The sequence below is a fragment of the Gordonia sp. (in: high G+C Gram-positive bacteria) genome, assembly GCF_047606305.1.
Taxonomy (GTDB): Bacteria; Actinomycetota; Actinomycetes; order Mycobacteriales; family Mycobacteriaceae; genus Gordonia.
In genome coordinates, this window is sequence record NZ_JASGER010000007.1 from 1 (window position 1) to 17329 (window position 17329).

The 17329-nt window shown below is 65.1% G+C and carries 16 protein-coding genes; 12 read left to right on the top strand and 4 right to left on the bottom strand.

Annotation, left to right across the window (positions count from 1 at the left end; all coding sequences use genetic code 11):
* Positions 1-477: hypothetical protein (locus QM634_RS00845; protein WP_415040884.1), on the top strand; the 477-nt coding region annotated here is incomplete at its 5' end.
* Complete coding sequence (locus QM634_RS00850; RefSeq protein ID WP_415040885.1) at positions 474-1889, top strand: AAA family ATPase; 1416 nt, start codon at positions 474-476, stop codon at positions 1887-1889. The genes QM634_RS00845 and QM634_RS00850, both read left to right, overlap by 4 nt.
* Here QM634_RS00850 and eccCa read toward each other — a convergent pair.
* Positions 1886-5998, bottom strand: coding sequence for a type VII secretion protein EccCa (gene eccCa / locus QM634_RS00855; protein WP_415040886.1), 4113 nt, complete (start codon positions 5996-5998; stop codon positions 1886-1888). The genes QM634_RS00850 and eccCa overlap by 4 nt on opposite strands.
* A gap of 66 nt (positions 5999-6064) precedes the next feature.
* Between eccCa and QM634_RS00860 the strand changes: the two genes are divergently transcribed.
* From QM634_RS00860 to QM634_RS00895, 8 genes are all read left to right on the top strand, one after another.
* Positions 6065-7390 (top strand): EsaB/YukD family protein, encoded by a 1326-nt coding sequence (locus QM634_RS00860; protein WP_415040887.1) that lies wholly within the window; start codon positions 6065-6067, stop codon positions 7388-7390.
* Between the two features lie 133 nt (positions 7391-7523).
* The gene (locus QM634_RS00865; RefSeq protein ID WP_415040888.1) at positions 7524-7859 is read left to right on the top strand and encodes a WXG100 family type VII secretion target; all 336 of its coding nucleotides are present in this window, start codon (positions 7524-7526) and stop codon (positions 7857-7859) included.
* A gap of 37 nt (positions 7860-7896) precedes the next feature.
* Positions 7897-8181, top strand: a complete 285-nt coding sequence (locus QM634_RS00870) for a WXG100 family type VII secretion target (protein ID WP_415040889.1) — start codon at positions 7897-7899, stop codon at positions 8179-8181.
* A 331-nt stretch (positions 8182-8512) separates the two neighbouring features.
* Complete coding sequence (locus tag QM634_RS00875) at positions 8513-9613, top strand: hypothetical protein (RefSeq protein ID WP_415040890.1); 1101 nt, start codon at positions 8513-8515, stop codon at positions 9611-9613.
* Positions 9614-9684: 71 nt separating this feature from the next.
* Entirely contained in the window at positions 9685-10059 is a 375-nt protein-coding gene (locus tag QM634_RS00880) for a hypothetical protein (RefSeq protein ID WP_415040891.1), read from the top strand.
* A 60-nt stretch (positions 10060-10119) separates the two neighbouring features.
* Positions 10120-10368: a DUF4333 domain-containing protein gene (locus QM634_RS00885; RefSeq protein ID WP_415040892.1), complete on the top strand. Its 249-nt coding sequence runs from the start codon at positions 10120-10122 to the stop codon at positions 10366-10368.
* Positions 10365-10934 (top strand): hypothetical protein, encoded by a 570-nt coding sequence (locus QM634_RS00890; protein WP_415040893.1) that lies wholly within the window; start codon positions 10365-10367, stop codon positions 10932-10934. Before QM634_RS00885 ends, QM634_RS00890 begins: the two co-directional genes overlap by 4 nt.
* Positions 10935-11002: 68 nt before the next feature.
* Entirely contained in the window at positions 11003-11350 is a 348-nt protein-coding gene (locus QM634_RS00895; RefSeq protein WP_415040894.1) for a DUF4333 domain-containing protein, read from the top strand.
* A 371-nt stretch (positions 11351-11721) separates the two neighbouring features.
* Here QM634_RS00895 and QM634_RS00900 read toward each other — a convergent pair whose 3' ends face one another.
* Both QM634_RS00900 and QM634_RS00905 read right to left on the bottom strand, forming a co-directional pair.
* The gene (locus QM634_RS00900) at positions 11722-12546 is read right to left on the bottom strand and encodes an Fpg/Nei family DNA glycosylase (RefSeq protein ID WP_415040895.1); all 825 of its coding nucleotides are present in this window, start codon (positions 12544-12546) and stop codon (positions 11722-11724) included.
* Positions 12539-13012 (bottom strand): ribose-5-phosphate isomerase, encoded by a 474-nt coding sequence (locus QM634_RS00905; RefSeq protein ID WP_415040896.1) that lies wholly within the window; start codon positions 13010-13012, stop codon positions 12539-12541. Before QM634_RS00905 ends, QM634_RS00900 begins: the two co-directional genes overlap by 8 nt.
* 22 nt (positions 13013-13034) lie before the next feature.
* Between QM634_RS00905 and QM634_RS00910 the strand changes: the two genes are divergently transcribed.
* A complete protein-coding gene (locus QM634_RS00910; protein ID WP_415040897.1) occupies positions 13035-14066 on the top strand; it encodes a M48 family metallopeptidase in 1032 nt (343 codons plus the stop codon).
* Here the strand turns inward: QM634_RS00910 and QM634_RS00915 are convergent, their stop codons facing one another.
* Positions 14067-14669, bottom strand: a complete 603-nt coding sequence (locus QM634_RS00915; RefSeq protein WP_415040898.1) for a DsbA family oxidoreductase — start codon at positions 14667-14669, stop codon at positions 14067-14069.
* A 67-nt stretch (positions 14670-14736) separates the two neighbouring features.
* Between QM634_RS00915 and pepN the strand changes: the two genes are divergently transcribed.
* Complete coding sequence (pepN, locus tag QM634_RS00920) at positions 14737-17310, top strand: aminopeptidase N (protein WP_415040899.1); 2574 nt, start codon at positions 14737-14739, stop codon at positions 17308-17310.
* Positions 17311-17329: the final 19 nt, after the last annotated feature.

The following is a 17329-nucleotide window of genomic DNA, read 5'->3' on the forward strand; positions in this document are numbered from 1 at the left end:
AGCGGTGGCACCGGATCCACAATCAGCCACGTCGCCACAAAGAACGAACAAACCACCGACACCTCCACCCCGGCCGAACAAACCGGCGGCAAGAAAGTCGCCAAGGCCGACAAGTCCAAAGAAGGCGTCGGGGAGGAAGGGTCTGGCAGCGATGAGGGGAATCCCCTCGACCAGGTTTCCTTGGCCGCTCAGGCCGCCTCGCAGGTCACCGCCGGACAGCAGGCCGCGCAGGCTCCGATGGGGGCGGCCCAAGCCGTCGCGGGCGCACTCGGCGGTCTCGGAGGCGGTGCTGCAGGCGGATCCTCCACCAAGAGGGACTCTGCATCCGATGGCGCCAGCTACGGCGCGGGCCCGGCGGCGGGTGGCGCGGGCAAGCCGAAGTCGGGCGACGACAAAGACGACGACGAGAAACGCAAGGACGAGGACAGTGGGCACCAGACTGACGAGGGCCTCGACGACGACAGGAAATCCGCGTGACCTATAGCGACGGATCCCAGCCGCCACCTTGGATGACTGCCCAGTCCGAGCGCTCTGGCGGTGACGTCACCGGCCAGCCCAAAGGTGCGGAGTCGACCCCTCCCTCACCCCATCAGCAGCCTGCACCCCCGGCCGAAGACCCGGCCGATCCGCGCAACGACTTCGACCCGTCAGTCGAGATCCAGACCGACGACGAGCCAGCGGCGCTGAATCCGTTTGCCGGGCTGCAAACCGACCAACCGGCCGCGACTCGTACACCCACCGCGCCCTCGCAACCCGCGGCACCCGAGCAAGCCGTGGCGCCAAGGCCTTCCTCAGCGTCCACCGCGCCGCAGCCGCCAGCCGCACCGGCGCCGCAGCCCTCACCTACGCCAGCGTCCCCGCAGGCCTACCCTCAGCAGGGACACCCGCCGCAGCACCTCCAACAGCAGCCGGGCCTGCTGCCGCAGATGCCGCAGGTGGGCCAGTCGGCCCTGCACCACATCGCCGGTGGGCAGGCGCCGAGACGTCGCCTGCGCGACATGATGCGCACCGCGGCGAACGGCCTCATCTCGTTCGGCGGCACGTCGAATCAGAAGTCGATCAATGAACTCGTCGAGCGTGTCCGCCAGCCCGTCCGCACCGATTTCCGCGTGGCGGTCCTCTCCCTCAAAGGCGGCGTCGGCAAGACGACGGTGACCGTGGGCCTCGGCTCTGCCCTGTCGTCGCTGCGCGGCGACCGCGTCATCGCGATCGACGCGAACCCCGACCTCGGTACGCTGGCCCGGCGCGTACCCACCCAAACGCACTCGACGGTCCGCGATCTGCTGCGCGACCCGAACATCACCCGATACTCCGACGTCCGTCGGCACACGAGCCAGGCGCCTAGCAGACTTGAGGTGTTGGCGTCATCGAGTGACCCCGAGTTGTCCGAGGCCTTCTCGGCCGAAGACTACATCCGGACGGTCGATATCCTTGAGAACCATTACAACCTGATCCTCACCGATTGCGGCACGGGTCTGGTCCACTCGGCAATGAATGGCGTCCTCAAGCTGGCCAACTCACTGGTCCTGGTGACCTCACCCGCCGTCGACGGCGCGCAGAGCGCGATGGTGACCCTCGACTGGCTGGCCGCACACGGCTACGGCCAGCTTGCGCAAGAGTGCATCGTCGTCATCGCGGCCAGCCGCGGGAAAGACACGCCCGTCGACGTCGAGAACCTGGCTGACTGGTTCCGCGGCCGGGTTCGCGCCGTGCAGATCATCCCGTACGACGACCACCTGGCGGTTGGTGGTCACATCGACCTAGACCACATGAACCCCAACACGCGTGCGGCTTACCTGGAGCTCGCGGCGATGCTCATCGACCCGTTCGCCGTACCGGCTTACCCGCAGCAACACATTCCGCCGGGAGCGCACCACTTCTCAAGCTAGGCCGGTGGTGGTTGTTTGCCCCACGCGGGCGGCTCGAGCTTCTCAGTTTCGTGGTGCGCGAACTGCGCGCGCACCGGTGCACCGCCGCGACGGATCAGACGGCCGCGGCCGGGCGGCTCAGCCTGCAGGTAGACCTTCGTGAAGATCTGCCCCTCGGCCCTGTCGCCGGACAGGAGGATCGTCGCCGAGCTATTGTCGCGCAGCGCCGAGATCACTGGGTCGAACATCGCGCGCCCCAGGCCGCCTGCCTTCCGAGCCAGGACGATGTGGAGCCCGATGTCTTTGGCATGCGGGATCAGCTTGACCAGGGGAGAAAGGGGATTCGGACTTGATGTCGATGGCACCAATAGGTCGTAGTCGTCGACCACTACGATCATCTCGGGGCCCTCCCACCACGACCGATCCCGTAGTTGCGCTGGAGTCACATCCGCCCCCGGAAGCCGCTTGGCGAGGAACACCTCCAGCCTTTCGAACATCGGCTTCGCCTGCTCAACGGTCGTAACGTAGGAAGTCAACGGCGGCGACGGTACGAAGTCCAGCATGGTCCGACGTGGATCGACAACTACGATGTTGATGCGCTGCGCAGAACGGCCGACGAGATCTGTCAACACGGTGCGGAGCAGACTGGTGCGTCCCGATTCTCCTTCACCGAAGACGAGGAGATGAGGATCCTCGCCGTACAGCTCGAGCTGCACCGGTGCCAGTCGTGTCTCGTCGACACCCACGACGACCGGGACAGACGGCGTCTCGCCGAGTTGAAGCAGCTCTTCGTAAGTGAGATCGTCCGGCAACATGCGGATAACCGGCGCGACGGGGCCCTCCCATGCCTCGGTGAACCGCTCAATCGCCTGACTGACGTTGTCCCCGCTAACATTGACCACCTGAGCCAACCTCTTCGACGGAGTGACGATCCGCCCCCGCCGGTCCACAGAAATCCGCTGCTGAAGGTCGCGTGACAGCATTGAATCAATCGCGCTGGTCAGGCGATGCTCGATCGTAGTCCCGAGATTGGTGTGCAGATTCATCCGCATGTCGGCAAGGCGGTTGGCGATGATCACAACGTGTATACCGTAGCCCAACCCCCGGATAGCGAGGTCGGTCACCACGGGGACAAGCGCCTCGAAGTCCGAGGCAAACGTCGCCCAACCGTCAACGAGGAGATAGCGGTCAGCCACGTCTATCTCGGGCAGATCGCCGTTGGCGACCATGCGTCGCATCTGGTCGGCCGATGAGATCCTCCGCTTCGTAAAGAGTTCCTCGCGCTGACTCAGCTCGAACGCGGTCTCCGCAACCGCTCGACGAATCTTGTCCGGATCGAAGCGCGTAGCGACGCCACCAACGTGTGGGAGATCCTCCATGTCGCCCAGCGAGGTCGAGGCGGCGTCGACGAGGTACCACGCAACTTCGGCCGGAGTGTGTGTCGCGGCCGAACCCATGATGAGCGCTCGAGCCGTAGTAGTCTTCCCAGTCTGCGGCGCGCCTAGCACCATCACATTCGACGTTGCAGTGTCGACATTGAATAGCCCCTGCCACTGCTCGGCGGGGTCGTCGACAATCCCAATCGGGAAACTCAGCTTAGATCGCGCCTCGATGTCGACCACCTGGAGACCCCGCTCCGGAACCACTTCGAGGTCTCCCAGTGCCTCCTCAAGGCCGAGGTCGTTCGACAGCGGCGGCAACCAGATCTGGTTTACCTTCGTACCGACCGCTTCCATCCTCTCGGCCGCAACGATCAGCGCGATTTTGTCGAAGGGGGACTCCTCCTTCTGCGGCAGACTCGCAGACATCGCTTCCTGATACGACTCCTGCTGCCGCTTCAGCCAGTCGTCCACGACGTTGGCCGACTCGAAGGGCACCGGGATCGCCGGCAGGTCGAAGCTGACCCTCTCGGATGCCGGCTCGTAGCGACCCGACACGTACGCAGCCTTGAACCGCGAATACACGTCTGGGTCGACCTTGAGGTAGCCCGACCCGGGCAGCGCGGGTAGTTCGTGCGCGTCGGTCGTGCCGATGACCGTGCGGGATTCCGCGGCGGAGAAGGTACGCAGACCCAACCGATAGGAAAGGTGCGATTCCAGGCCGCGCAGGCGCCCTTCCTCCAATCGCTGGGAGGCCAGCAACAGGTGCACGCCGATGGATCGGCCGATCCGGCCGATCTGCACGAACAGATCGAGAAACTCAGGCTTCTGGACGAGGATCTCGCCGAACTCGTCGATGATCACTGCGAGGTTTGGCAGCGGATCCATACCGCCACTAACCTCTCGCTTCTCGTTATAGTCGTAGATATTCTTCGCGCCGGCGTCTTGCAGCACTTTCTGTCGGCGCTGCATCTCGCCGTGCACCGCGTCATGCAGGCGGTCGACCAAGCCGTCCTGGTCGCCCAAGTTGTCAACCATGGCCGCGGTGTGCGGCAGAATGTCGAGGCCCGCGAAGGCCGCGCCGCCCTTGTAGTCGACCAACACGAACGCTAACCGCTCGGGCGGGTGGTTGATCGCCTGCGCCAGCACGATGGTGCGCAGCACCTCGGACTTGCCCGACCCCGTCGCACCAATGCACAGGCCGTGCGGGCCATGACCTTCGAGCGCGGACTCCTTCAGGTCGAGGTGGACCTGGCGACCGGCGTTGTCTACGCCGAAGGGCACGCGCAGGAAGTCCTCGATCTTCCGGGGGCGCCACGTCTCGAGCGGATCGAAGGTACCGATGTCCTCAATACCGAGGAGGGCTTCGATTGTGACCGTTGACTCGAGCGGGGCTTCCTGCGCCGACGTCGCCGCTAGCCGTACCGGCGCGAGGTTGTGTGCCAGACGCGCGGCCATCGGCACCGGCACGTCGTCAATCGACCCGCGCGACGCGCCAGTAGCCAGCTGCTTCGGGCGCGGGACGGCACGCTTGACCGCTTGGGGGTCCTCCGGTGGGTTAGGGTCCTCGATGGACACCTGGCCGTCTTCACCGACTGTGATGCGCAACGAGATCTCGCTGGGCTCGTTGATCCGTTCGCGCGTCTGGGTGATCACGCACACCCCGCAACTCTCCGGCGAGCTTCCTGCGGGGAACAGCGCCAATGGCTGTTGCCCGTTCGAGCCGTCGAGGTCCACCACGACTACGATAAATGGCGAGTGCGCCACCCCACTCTTGCTCTGGGCCGCGTCGGCGGCACGCTCGCTTATCACCGCCCCGAGCGTCTGCGCGAGTTCGACGTGCGTGTAGGTGATCCGACGCCGATTCATCGGACCGTCAAAATTCTCCGGGTCCAACACATGCGGAGCGAACTTTATCCAGTCATGCCGCTCGTCGTCGGGTGCCGCACAGAGGTGCACCACTGCGTCCTCCGGCGCATGCAGCGTGATGTATTGGGACAGCGCCGCACGGATCAGGTTGTTGCACTGTTCCACGGGGCCGACGACGGAGATGATACCGCTCAGCTCAACTGTCAGCGGGAGCCCGTCGATCCGTTCGATGAGTGCCCGCGTCCGGGACAGATGCGCCTGGGCGATCTCGTCGAGAACGGCAGCCGGATCGGTGCTCTTTCCGAACTTGACATCGCGGGCCAGCTCACCAGGGCCCGTCCCTATCCGGACGATGCCAAAGTCGGCGTCGCCCCTACGACGCTCATAGAGCCGCGATGGGTCGGCGACGACCGACAGCAGCTCCGTCGGGTTCGGGTGGATCCGCGCCTGGACCTGGCGCTGCAGGTCGATTTCAGGGCGCAGGTCATCCCGCAGTCGGCCGAGAAACTCGAGGAAGTTGCGGCGTTGAAGCTCGGTCCGCTTGCGGGGGCCTGTCTTCGACCGGACAAACATGGTCACGCCCATGATGACCGCCATCGACACCATGGCTAGGCCGGCGATCATGCGGATGGTGTTGCCCGACGACATCATCATCAGCAACATTCCCGAACCCGCGACAACAGGCATTGCGACGCGGAGCATCGCCCCTTCCTGTGGGGACGTCGGAGAGTCGAGCACCGGAACCGGCGGGATTTCCAGAGGTTGCTTGGGCAACGGGTCCACCCGGATCCGGGCGGGACGGTGAACAATTCGCGACGCCATGCTGCGGTGATCCCCCCTTCGAAATGCGATGCACCGCAATTCTAGGCGCATACCGGCCATGCCCGGCGAACTACCCACTGGGGGCGATGAGTCCAACTGCTGAGCAATTCGGCATTATTGATTGCTATGAGTTCGGTATTCGTACGCGTGACGATCGTCGGTCCGTCGAAGCAAGTCGACGTCAGTCTTCCAGCGGAAGAACCCGTCGTGACCTGGCTCGCCAGCCTGATGATCCTCGCCGGGATGAGCCCCGAGTCCAACACCGACATTGGGACGTGGCAACTGTCCGACTCCGCTCGCGGGGTCCTAACGCGCGAATCCACCCTCGCATCCCACGGGATTCTCGACGGCGAGACCCTGTATCTGACCGAAGCGGCGAACGCCCCGGAGGCACCCTTCGTCGACGATGTACTCGCCGCCGTCGAGCACGCCGTCGATGCCGAATATGAGGTCTGGCGCGACGAGACGCGCAACAGAATCGTCGGGTGTGTCCTGCTGGCTGCATTGGCCGCGTCAGTCGGACTGTTCGCGCTCCGCTCACTCAGCTGGTTCGCAGTCGGCGCCGGGGTGGCCATCGGAGTCGCCGCTCTAACCGGCGGCTGGTGGGCCCGTCGTCGCCACGGCGGACAGATTGCGTGGGCAGCCGTTCCGGCGTTCGCGTGGGCGGCGGGCGCCGCCGGTCATCACGCGCAGTCGGGAGCGGGCTGGGCTGCGGCGGTCGCCGGTGGAGCGCTCGGAGTCGTCCTAGCGTCGACAGCTGGCTCCTTGGCCGGCATCGTAACCCGATGGACCGCCGGCATGGTCGCTGGAGTCATGACTGTAGTCGCCCTGGGCGCGACGTTCGGGGCGAGCGAGGTCGGTATCGCGGCATGGGCACTGGCTCCCCTTCTGCTGGCGCTCGGCTACACCCCGACCGCCGCCCTCACTAGCGGGGGGCTCGTCGCACTGGTACGCAGTGCCGATGATGGCACGCTGGCCGGCCGCCAGAACATCCACCACGAGGTCCAATCGTCACGTTTCCGCGTTGACAGCGCGATCGCGACGCTCTCGTTCCTCATCGGACTGGCGATGGTTACCGTCGCACTTGGAGGCATCTGGATCCAAGGTTGCCTGGCGGCGTACGTCTCAGTGGTCCTCGTCGTCCAGAGTCGCACCTACGTCCATGCCCGCCACGTGACGCCCGTGCTCTGCGCGGCGGCCGCCGGGGCGGTTGCGTTCCTCGTGGCGGCACCGGGGTGGGCCCACATCACGACAGATGCCATGATCGCGACCAGTGCGGCGTTGGTCATCGTGGTCGGAGGCCTTGCCCTAGTCATCGGACTCAGTCGACTGGATGATGTGGCCAGCGCACGCGCCGCTCGAGTGCTCGACACACTGGCGATCCCGTTGACCTTGGGAGTCGTGCCGTTGGTCTTCCTCGCGCAGGGCGTCTACCACTACTTCTGGCCGTAATTTCTGAGTTGTGGATCACAAATCGCCCTGCAGTCGTGTTAGCCTTCTAGCGCGTGTTGAACCGAGGTATCAACCGTGAAGTCTATCCAACGGCCGTTTGGACGAACGGTCAGAGTTCGAAGGGGAAGTCGGTATGTCCGCAACACGGATTGAAGACGAGGGATTCCGGAAGCACAGTCAGCAGTTGCTGGACTCGATGTCCTCCCTCCACAGCATCGGCAGCGAGTTCAACAACACTATTGACGGCGCTAGCGGAGCCTGGGAGGGCGACGCAGCTACCAAGTGGAACGGCTTTGGCCAGAAGGTCGGCGAGTCGCACGAACAGATGAAGCGCGCCCTCGACGAGGTCATCCAGAAGATGGAAGGTGTCGCGAAGGCGTCGGCCGCAGGTCAGGCTTCGCAGGCTGACGCTGTCTCCCAAGTGGAGGCATCCGCCGACTGGGTTAGCGCGACGGACTTCGGCGGATAGCGCCGTCTCGACCATTCCAACTTCCAAGGAGTCTTAGATGTACAAGTTTGACGACAACACCGCACAGTCCATGATGGGCGACTTGCAGAACCAGGTGAGCCGTTTCGACGAGCAGCTCGAAAGCTTTCAGAGCGCTGCGGCCGAGTTGAGGGGCCACTGGGAAGGTGAAGAAGCCGACCAGTACGAAGCCCTCTTCGCACGCTTCCAGCGTGGTGCCACTGGCGTCCGCAACGTCTTCGCCGACGTTCACAACGCTCTGTCCGAAGCAGGCGAGGAGAACAACAAACTCCGCGCCGGCATGCGCCAGGCAATGGGCCACTAGCGCGAATCCGAATAGGGCCAGGGCCGGAAGTTGTGACCGAATCGGCCGCAACTTCCGGCAACTAGCCGCTATCTATGCCCGAACGGGCGACAGTCAATTATGAGCCCGAACTGGGCGGAGATGTGGGGGTGGACTGACCTTGACGTCCGGCGTGAATCAAGCACCGGTGCCGGTACCTGCACCCGCACCGGCTCCTCCGTCTGCTCCGTCTCCCGAGTACGGGTCAATTGACAAAGCTCAGCCAGGGGTCGGTTCTAAGCCACAAGAATCGTCCACTCCCACTCAACCTCAGGCGGCAGGCACCCCGACAGGGCCCGTGTCCCAGGCACCGATGATCCCGCACGATGTCCTGCCAAGCGTGCCTGGATCCGGCGGCGGGGGCTCGTGGGGTGATCCCCAACGCCCCGAGGAACCCAAGCCACAACCTGCTGATGGCGGAGGCGGCGGTTCATGGGGCGACACAAGCCCGACTACCTCTAACTCACCTTCCCTATCGGGCGAGGGCACTGTCGGCGTCAAGATCAAAGTCGCAAAGCCGACGAGCTTAGGCGAGGACGGCGGCACGCTTACGCGACAACCAGATGGCTCATGGCAGTCTGGCCCGGCACCGGAATCGGATGACTCCCCGAAAGTCAAGACGAATATCAAGATCGCCGAAGTTCCGATTCATGACCATTCTGCCTACCGCCCGCTCGACGTGCGGCGCACGCAGACGGCGGGGCCGGTAAAGCTTGAGCAAGAGGCCAACGTGGGCGTTGGTAACACCTCAGCGAAAGCAACTCTCTCGTACGAGAACGGGCTCCACGGCGAACTGTCTGCGGAAGCCAGTGCAGTTAAGATCAGCGGCAAACAGAAAACCACTATCGGCCCGGTTAAGTCGGAATCTTCTGCCGAACTCGAAGCGTTCCAAGTAGGGGTAAAGGGGAAATTGGGTGCGGAGGACGGGAATCTGAAGGGCAGCCTCGAAGCCGAGGCAAACGTGGTCAAGACCAAAGTCACTAACAGTCTTGACGTCGGCCCTGCCAATATCAAACAAGAAGTCGAAGCGAAGGTTGGCGCGAACTCTTCCGCGAAGGGGAGTATCGGAAAGGATGGCGCCGATCTCGAGCTTGAAGCATTCGCCGGAGCCGAAGTAACAGGGAAGCTTCATGCTGACGTTGGCGGTGTAGGTGCCGACGCTGGTGGTGCGCTTCGCGCAGGCATTGGTGCGAACGCCAAGGCAACTATCGGGAAGACCGACGATGGTAAGTTCCAGATTGGCGCTAAGCTAGGAGCTACCCTCGGCATCGGCGCGGAAGTCAACTTCAATGTCACGATTGACCCGAAGAAGGTCACAGACACCGCCAAGAGCGCGGCAGAGGGCGCGAAGAAGGTTGGCTCCGCCGCAGTAAACGTAACCAAGAAGGCTGTCAGTAAGCTGAAGTTCTGGTAACCATGAATGCAAAGTCACACACATACGCCCCCCTGCCTACTTTCACATTCGATTCCGTAGGAAATTGGCAAGTGGATGCACCATTGAATCGCGAGAGTGTCGAGTTACTCCACGTCGGACTGGTCAATCCGGATGCACCCCAATCGCGCATCGAAATCCGAGAGTACTACGCCGCCGACACCACGTTAGTCGAGTTAGCGGAGGCTATGCGCGCCCGATTCGTTCCCGACCAAATCTTCGACATTAGCTATAACGAAGAAGTGTCTACGGCGTCCACTTCATTTAGCGTGGGAGAATTCGGCGTCATTCAAACAGTGATGGGTTTCCAAGTTGACCAGAACCTAGTCCTGGCTCTCGAATTCCAATTCACCGCCCCAGGAGAGCAGTTTAACAAGTTCCGTGAGGACTACGTTACGATGCTCGACACTCTCGAACTGGCCAGCTAACGCCGAAGAGGCAGCCCAGAAGCGCCTTAGCACTCTAAGAAAGGGAACCTTGTGGTAGCTATGAGCATCGGAAGCCTGCAGTCTGGAATCGCCACACAGCTCGCCAAGAGCGTCGGCGTCGAACCCGACGAGGTGCGCTGCGAAGGAGGCCTGGACGGCGTCGTCGGGGCTACTCAGACTGGCGCCGTTTCAAAAGGTGGGTCCTGGCTTCCTCTTACAGTACGAGTCACTAACGTCCAGGGTACGGAGATTGATATTGCGGTCTCTGTCGGGCATACCCTCGTCCCAGAGCCACGCCGCCTAGCATGACTCAAAGCTCGAATCCAGATTTCGGCGAGGACAAGCTGGAACCTAACGAATCAGTTAATGCCGTTTTTGAGCGCCTAGTAAGCGACGGGCCCGCCAATGGGGTAACGATAAGTCGACTCTCCCCCGATCAATTCTTACTAACGTTGGGCGACGAAGTCGCCATCGTCACACTAGCCCCGGAGTATCACAGCATCCGAATCGACGGGCCTGAAGTTCTGGCACGCCGCGATATTCAGCCGGGCAGCAAAGCCGCTGGCTTCAACTACAAGGGACAGTTCGATCGGTTTGACAACATTCCGATGACCCTCTTGGCTGGGCGAAGCATAGAGTACAGCGGAACAGTGATCCGCGAGCCGGCAACCGGACGGTTCGAGCCACAACCAGTGTCAGACCTGGGAAGATTCATATACAGCCGCACGGTCACATACGGCTGGCACCAATCCCTCACCAAACAGAATTCTCGAGTCCTCCTAATTGCGGGCAGCATCGCCGCAATCGTAATACCAGCGATGTTTGTCCTGGTGATCGGATTTGTATTGGTCATCTGGTTCATGTATTCGCACTGAGCTGCAGGTTCCCCGGCCGTGGTAGATTGGCTCCGGACAATGTTGAACTACTCGAAGGGCGCACACCCATGCGAAATCTCACGAAGATCGGCGTCGTTGGCATCGCCGGCGTTGCCATGGTACTGACTTCATCCTGCACTGCAAGCACCAACGATTCTGCGACCACCTCGAAGGTCCCCTCCGCGGGGGTGGAGCAGCTCCAGACGAAGGTCAAGGAGTCGATCAGCGAGAAGGTCGGGAAGCAGCCAGATGAGGTCAAGTGCAAAGGCGGGCTTGAGTTCCTCGTCGGCGCAAAGCAGGAGTGTGCGTTGCGAGTCGGACAATCGTGGCTACCCGTTGACGTGACCGCCACTGACACCGAGGGGAACTTCGATGCCCAGGTTGGTAAGGACAAGATTCCTGCACCTACTTGGTGATTCCCTGCCTAGCAGGGGCCGACGCCAGCCCCGCTAGCTGTACCCGGGCAATTGATAGCAGCCTTGCCTGATTAATCGGAAGAGAACCTCTGAGTTGGTGTGGCCTGTCTAAAAGCCACACCAACTCAGAGGTTCTCGTATCTCACGGTGTGTGAAGACCTCGATCGATCGCTTCGCCATCGGAGGGTAAGCGCAGGTCCGGCCGAGCCAACGCCGAGCAGATCAGCTGAGCTCCGCATTTCACCGCCTTCCACAAGCACACCGAATCCGGGTTCTGAGGCAGCCAAGGACCGGTGGAGGGTGCGTTCACTACTCTCCGCGACGGGAGTATCACCTTGCGGGCGTCGCGGCGACGCTCGTGGACTGGCGGCTCAGCCCGGCTGACACCCCGGACACCAGAAGAGGTTGCGGCCCTCCATGACCTCGTGCGCGATGGGCGTGCCACAGACCCGGCACGGCTCCCCCACGCGTCGATAGACGTAGGTCCGCGGGCGGTCGGGGCGATAGGCCGGTGCGCCGTGATCGTCCTCGGGCCGCAGGACATGCATCTGACCGCGCCGCACGCCGATGGGCATGAGCAGCAACAGGTCCTGCCAGAGCGCGTCGAACTCGTCGTCGGTGATCGACGTCCCCGGCCGGTGCGGATCGATGCCCGCGCGGTAGAGCACCTCGGCGCGGTAGACGTTGCCGACGCCGGCGATGACCTTCTGATCCATGAGCAGGGCGCCGATCGGTCGCCTCGACTTCTGGATCGCCGCCTTCGCGCGCGATGGATCGGCATCGGGACGCAGCGGATCGGGACCCAGGCGGGCGATCAGGTCGTCCAGCTCTTCGGGCGTGTACAGCTCGCACGCATTCGGACCCCGCAGGTCGACCGCGGCGGCCGGCCCGACGATCCGCAGCCGCACCTGCCCGACGGGCGGTCCGGGCGGCACCGGCAACTCGTGGAAGGCGCCGTAGATGCCCAGGTGCACGTGCACCAACTGTCGGGGGCCCGAGCGGGGCGTCGAACCGGGCGGCCGGTACTCCTGGACCAGGTGTTTGCCCCACGCCTGCGCGCGGTGGAAGGTCCAGCCGTCGAGCAGGGCGGCTTCGTCGGCGAACCGCCCCTGCGGGCTGCTCAGCGCGACCGGGTGCCCGCCGAACTGCCGTTGTTGGCGCCGGGCGAGTCGGTGGAGGGTGTGGCCCTCAGGCACCGGGCACGGCGGGCGGCACGCCGGTGCGCTCGTACTCGGCGAGGATGTCGATGCGGCGCTGGTGGCGCGGCTCCTCCGACCACGGCGTGGCGATGAAGGCGTCCACGATCGCCAGTGCCTCGGCCTCGGTGTGCATGCGGCCGCCGATACCGATGAGCTGGGCGTTGTTGTGCTGGCGGGCCAGCTCGGCGGTCTCCACGCTCCACGCCAGGGCACACCGTGCGCCCTTGACCTTGTTGGCGGCGATCTGCTCACCGTTGCCGCTGCCGCCCAGGACGATGCCCAGACTGCCGGGGTCGGCGACGGTGCGCGTCGCGGCGGCGATGCAGAACGCCGGATAGTCGTCCTGCGCGTCGTACTCGTGGGCCCCGCAGTCGATGACTTCGTGGCCTCCCGCCGTCAAATGTTCGGCGATTCGGTTCTTCAATTCGAAGCCGGCATGGTCGGCACCAAGGTAGACGCGCATGGCGTCACTATAGTTTGGAGTCGTGGCGCAATCAGAAACGACCCCCGGCCTGTCCTCGCCGATCCCGTCGGTCCCCGGAATCCCGGCCGGACCGGCCCCCGAGACGCAGCAGATCCCGCCCGACGCGCGTTGGCTGCCGCCCGCACGTTTCGCGGGTCCGCCACAGCGACACCCGTGGGAGATCCCCATGCTGGTCCTCGTCATCGCGGTGACCGTGCTCATCTACCTCGGCTTCGTGTTGGCCGTCGCGCTGAGCAACCTGAGCTGGCAGTTCCTGTCGGTACTCCTGGTGCCGCTGCTGCTGGCCTTCGGCCGTGGCCTGAACTACGCCAAGCAGCGCGTGGGCGCGGTGCAGCTGACCCCCACGCAGTTCCCCGAGGTCTACGAGATGGTCGCCGACGCGGCCGCCCGCTACGGACTCGAGTACATCCCCGACGCCTACGTGATGAACGGCAACGGCACGATCAACGCCTTCGCCTCGGGCCACGGGTTCCGCCGCTTCGTCGTCGTGACCAGCGACCTGTTCGAGATCGGCGGCCAGGCCCGTGATCCGGAGGCGCTGCGCTTCGTCATCGGCCACGAGGTCGGCCACATCGCCGCCGGGCACGTGTCCTATTGGCGGCAGCTGGCGTCGTCGATCGCGTTCGCGATCCCGGTACTGGGCACGACCCTCTCGCGCGCCCAGGAGTACACCGCCGACAACTACGGCTACTACACGCGGCCGTCGGGGGTCCCGGGCGTCATCGGGGCGCTGTCGTCGGGCAAGTACCTGCTCTCGGCGATCGACTTCGACCAGTTCGCCGACCGTGCGACGCAGGAGCGCGGACCGTTCGTCCACATCGTCAACCTGCTGTCGACGCACCCCGTGCTGACGTGGCGGGCCGCCGCACTGCGCGACCGCACGCGACCGGGCGCGATCCTGGTCCGGCCGAACACCGTCGTGCGCGGCACCGGCAGCGGCAACGCGGCACCGGTCGTCCCGCCGCCGCCCCATCCGGCCGCGGTGCCCGAGGGTTACCTGCCCAACGGCATGGTCTCGCAGACCAAGCCGTAGTCAGTCGAACTCGGGCTCTTCGGTGCGGGTCCGCTTGAGTTCGAAGAAGTGCGGGTTCGACGCGACGGCGACGACGCCGTCCCACAGCGTGCCGGCGTCCTCGCCGCGCGGGATGCGCGAGAGGACCGGTCCGAAGAACGCCGTGTCGTTGACGTGGATCGTCGGCGTTCCGACGTCGTCCCCGACCTTGTCCATGCCCTCGTGGTGGCTGGTGCGGATGGCCTCGTCGAACTCGGTCGAGTCGGCGGCCTGTGCCAACTCGGCCGGCAGCCCGACGTCGGCGAGCGCGCCCGCGATGATCGCCGCGGGGTCCTTCTCGGCGTTGTCGTGGATGCGGGTGCCCATCGCCGTGTAGAGCGGTGACAGGATCGCCTCCCCCTTCTCGGCCTGCGCCGCCGCCAGCACGCGCACCGGCTTCCACGCGTGCTTGAGGCCCTCACGGTAGGCCTCGGGGATGTCCTTGCCCTCGTTGAGCACGGCCAGGCTCATGATGTGGAAGTTGACGTCGATCGGACGCACCTTCTCCGCCTCGAGGATCCACCGGGAGGTGATCCAGCACCACGGGCACAACGGGTCGAACCAGAAATCAACGCGATTGGTCATGCCATCCGTTGTACTCCCCCGTCCGGCACTCTGCGCCCGCGACCCGACCGTCGTTAGGGTGGTACCCGTGACTGAGCCGAACCTGACCCGCGACCAAGCAGCTGCCCGACGAAGGGTCCTCACCGACGTCGCCTACCGCATCGACCTGGACCTGACCGACGGTGCGGGCAAACCCGGCGAGACGACGTTCCACTCCACCTCGACGATCACCTTCGGCGCACAGCCGGGCACTGAGACCTTCGTCGACCTGGTCGCCCCGAAACTGGTCTCTGCGACCCTCAACGGCAAGGTGCTGTCCGTCGACGGCTACGACGAGGAAGTCGGCCTGGCGCTGCCCGACCTCGCCGAGCGCAACGAACTGGTCGTCGTCGCCGAATGCGCCTACTCCAACACCGGCGAAGGGTTGCACCGCTTCGTCGACCCGACCGACGACGCGGTGTACCTGTACTCACAGTTCGAGACCGCCGACGCCAAGCGCATGTTCGCCTGCTTCGACCAACCCGACGTCAAAGCCGTCTTCGACGTCACGGTGAAAGCCGCCGGCGATTGGGAGGTCGTCTCCAACGGGGCCACCGCGTCGACGACGAAGGGCGACGACGGCAGCGTCACGCACACCTTCGCGACCACGCCGCTGCTCAGCACCTATCTGGTCGCCCTCATCGCCGGACCGTACCGCCGCTGGACCGACAGCTACAGCGACGAACACGGCACGATCGACCTCGGCCTGTTCTGCCGCGCCTCGCTCGCCGAGTTCATGGACGCCGACCGCCTGTTCGCCGAGACCAAGCAGGGGTTTGACTTCTACCACCGCAACTTCGGCATCCCCTACGCCTTCGGCAAGTACGACCAGCTGTTCGTGCCCGAGTTCAACGCGGGCGCGATGGAGAACGCCGGCGCCGTGACCTTCCTGGAGGACTACGTCTTCCGCTCGCGCGTCACCAACTACCTGTACGAGCGCCGCGCCGAGACCGTGCTGCACGAGATGGCCCACATGTGGTTCGGCGACCTGGTGACCATGCGCTGGTGGGACGACCTGTGGCTCAACGAGTCCTTCGCCACCTTCGCGTCGGTGCTGTGCCAGGCCGAGGCCACCGAGTACACGTCCGCCTGGACGACCTTCGCGAACGTCGAGAAGTCGTGGGCCTACCGGCAGGACCAGCTGCCCTCGACGCACCCCGTCGCCGCCGACATCCCCGACATCGCCGCGGTCGAGGTCAACTTCGACGGCATCACCTACGCCAAGGGCGCGTCGGTGCTCAAGCAGCTCGTCGCCTACGTCGGCCTCGAACCCTTCCTGGCCGGCCTGCGCGACTACTTCGCCGCCCACAAGTTCGACAACGCCACCTTCGACGACCTGCTCGCCGCGCTGGAGAAGGCCTCCGGGCGCGACCTGTCCGACTGGGGCGCCCAATGGCTCAAGACCACCGGGATCAACGTCATGCGGCCCGACTTCGAGGTCGACGACGAGGGGCGGTTCACCCGGTTCACCATCGTCCAGGAGGGCGCCGCACCCGGCGCCGGCGAGACCCGCGTGCACCGCATGAAGGTCGGCGTCTACGGCACGGAAGGCGGGAAACTGGTCCGCACGAGCGTCGTCGAGCTCGACGTCGAGGGTGAGCGCACCGACGTCGCCGACCTGGTCGGCGTCGACCGCGGCGACCTCGTGCTGCTCAACGACGATGACCTGACCTACGCGTCGATCCGCCTCGACCCGGCGTCGCTGAAGGTCGCCACCGAGCGGATCGCCGACATCGCCGACTCCATGCCGCGCACCCTGATCTGGTCGGCGGCCTGGGAGATGACCCGCCAGGCCGAGATGACGGCCCGCGACTTCGTCGACCTGGTTTCGCGCGGGATCGCCACCGAGACCGAGATCGGCGTCGTGCAGCGCGTGCTGCTGCAGGCCACCACGGCACTGGACTCCTACGGCGACCCCCAGTGGGCCCGGGACACCGGCTGGCCGGCCTTCGCCGCCCGCCTGCTCGAGCTGGCCCGGGGCGCCGAGCCGGGCTCGGACCACCAACTCGCCTTCCTCAACACACTGCTGGCCGGGGTGACCTTCCCCGACCAGCACACGGTGCTGCAGGGCCTGCTCGCCGGCGACGACCCCGCCTCGCACGGCCTCGCCGGGTTGTCGGTCGACACCGACCTGCGCTGGCGCGTCCTGCGCGCGCTGGCGACGGCCGGCGTCGTCGACACCCCGGAGATCGACGCCGAGCTGCAGCGCGACCCGACGGCCGCCGGCAACCGCAACGCCGAGGCCGCGAAGGCCGCGCGGCCCACCGCACAGGCCAAGGCGGCGGCGTGGCAGGCGGCCATGGTCGACGACTCGCTGCCGAACATCACCGTCCGGTCCATCACCGAGGGCTTCGTGCGCCCCGGTCAGGGCGATCTCCTGGCCCCCTATGCCGAGAAGTACTTCGACACGGTCGCCGACGTGTGGGCGCGGCGCTCGAGCGAGGTCGCCCAGACGGTCGTCATCGGCCTGTACCCGGGGTGGGACATCAGCGACGAGGGGCTGGCGCGCGCCGACGACTTCCTCGCCGGCGACCATCCGCCGGCGTTGCGACGCCTCGTGCTCGAAGGACGCGATTCCGCGGCGCGCGCCCTACGGGCCCAGCGTTTCGACCGCGGCGACTAGGGCGCGCGCATAGACTCCC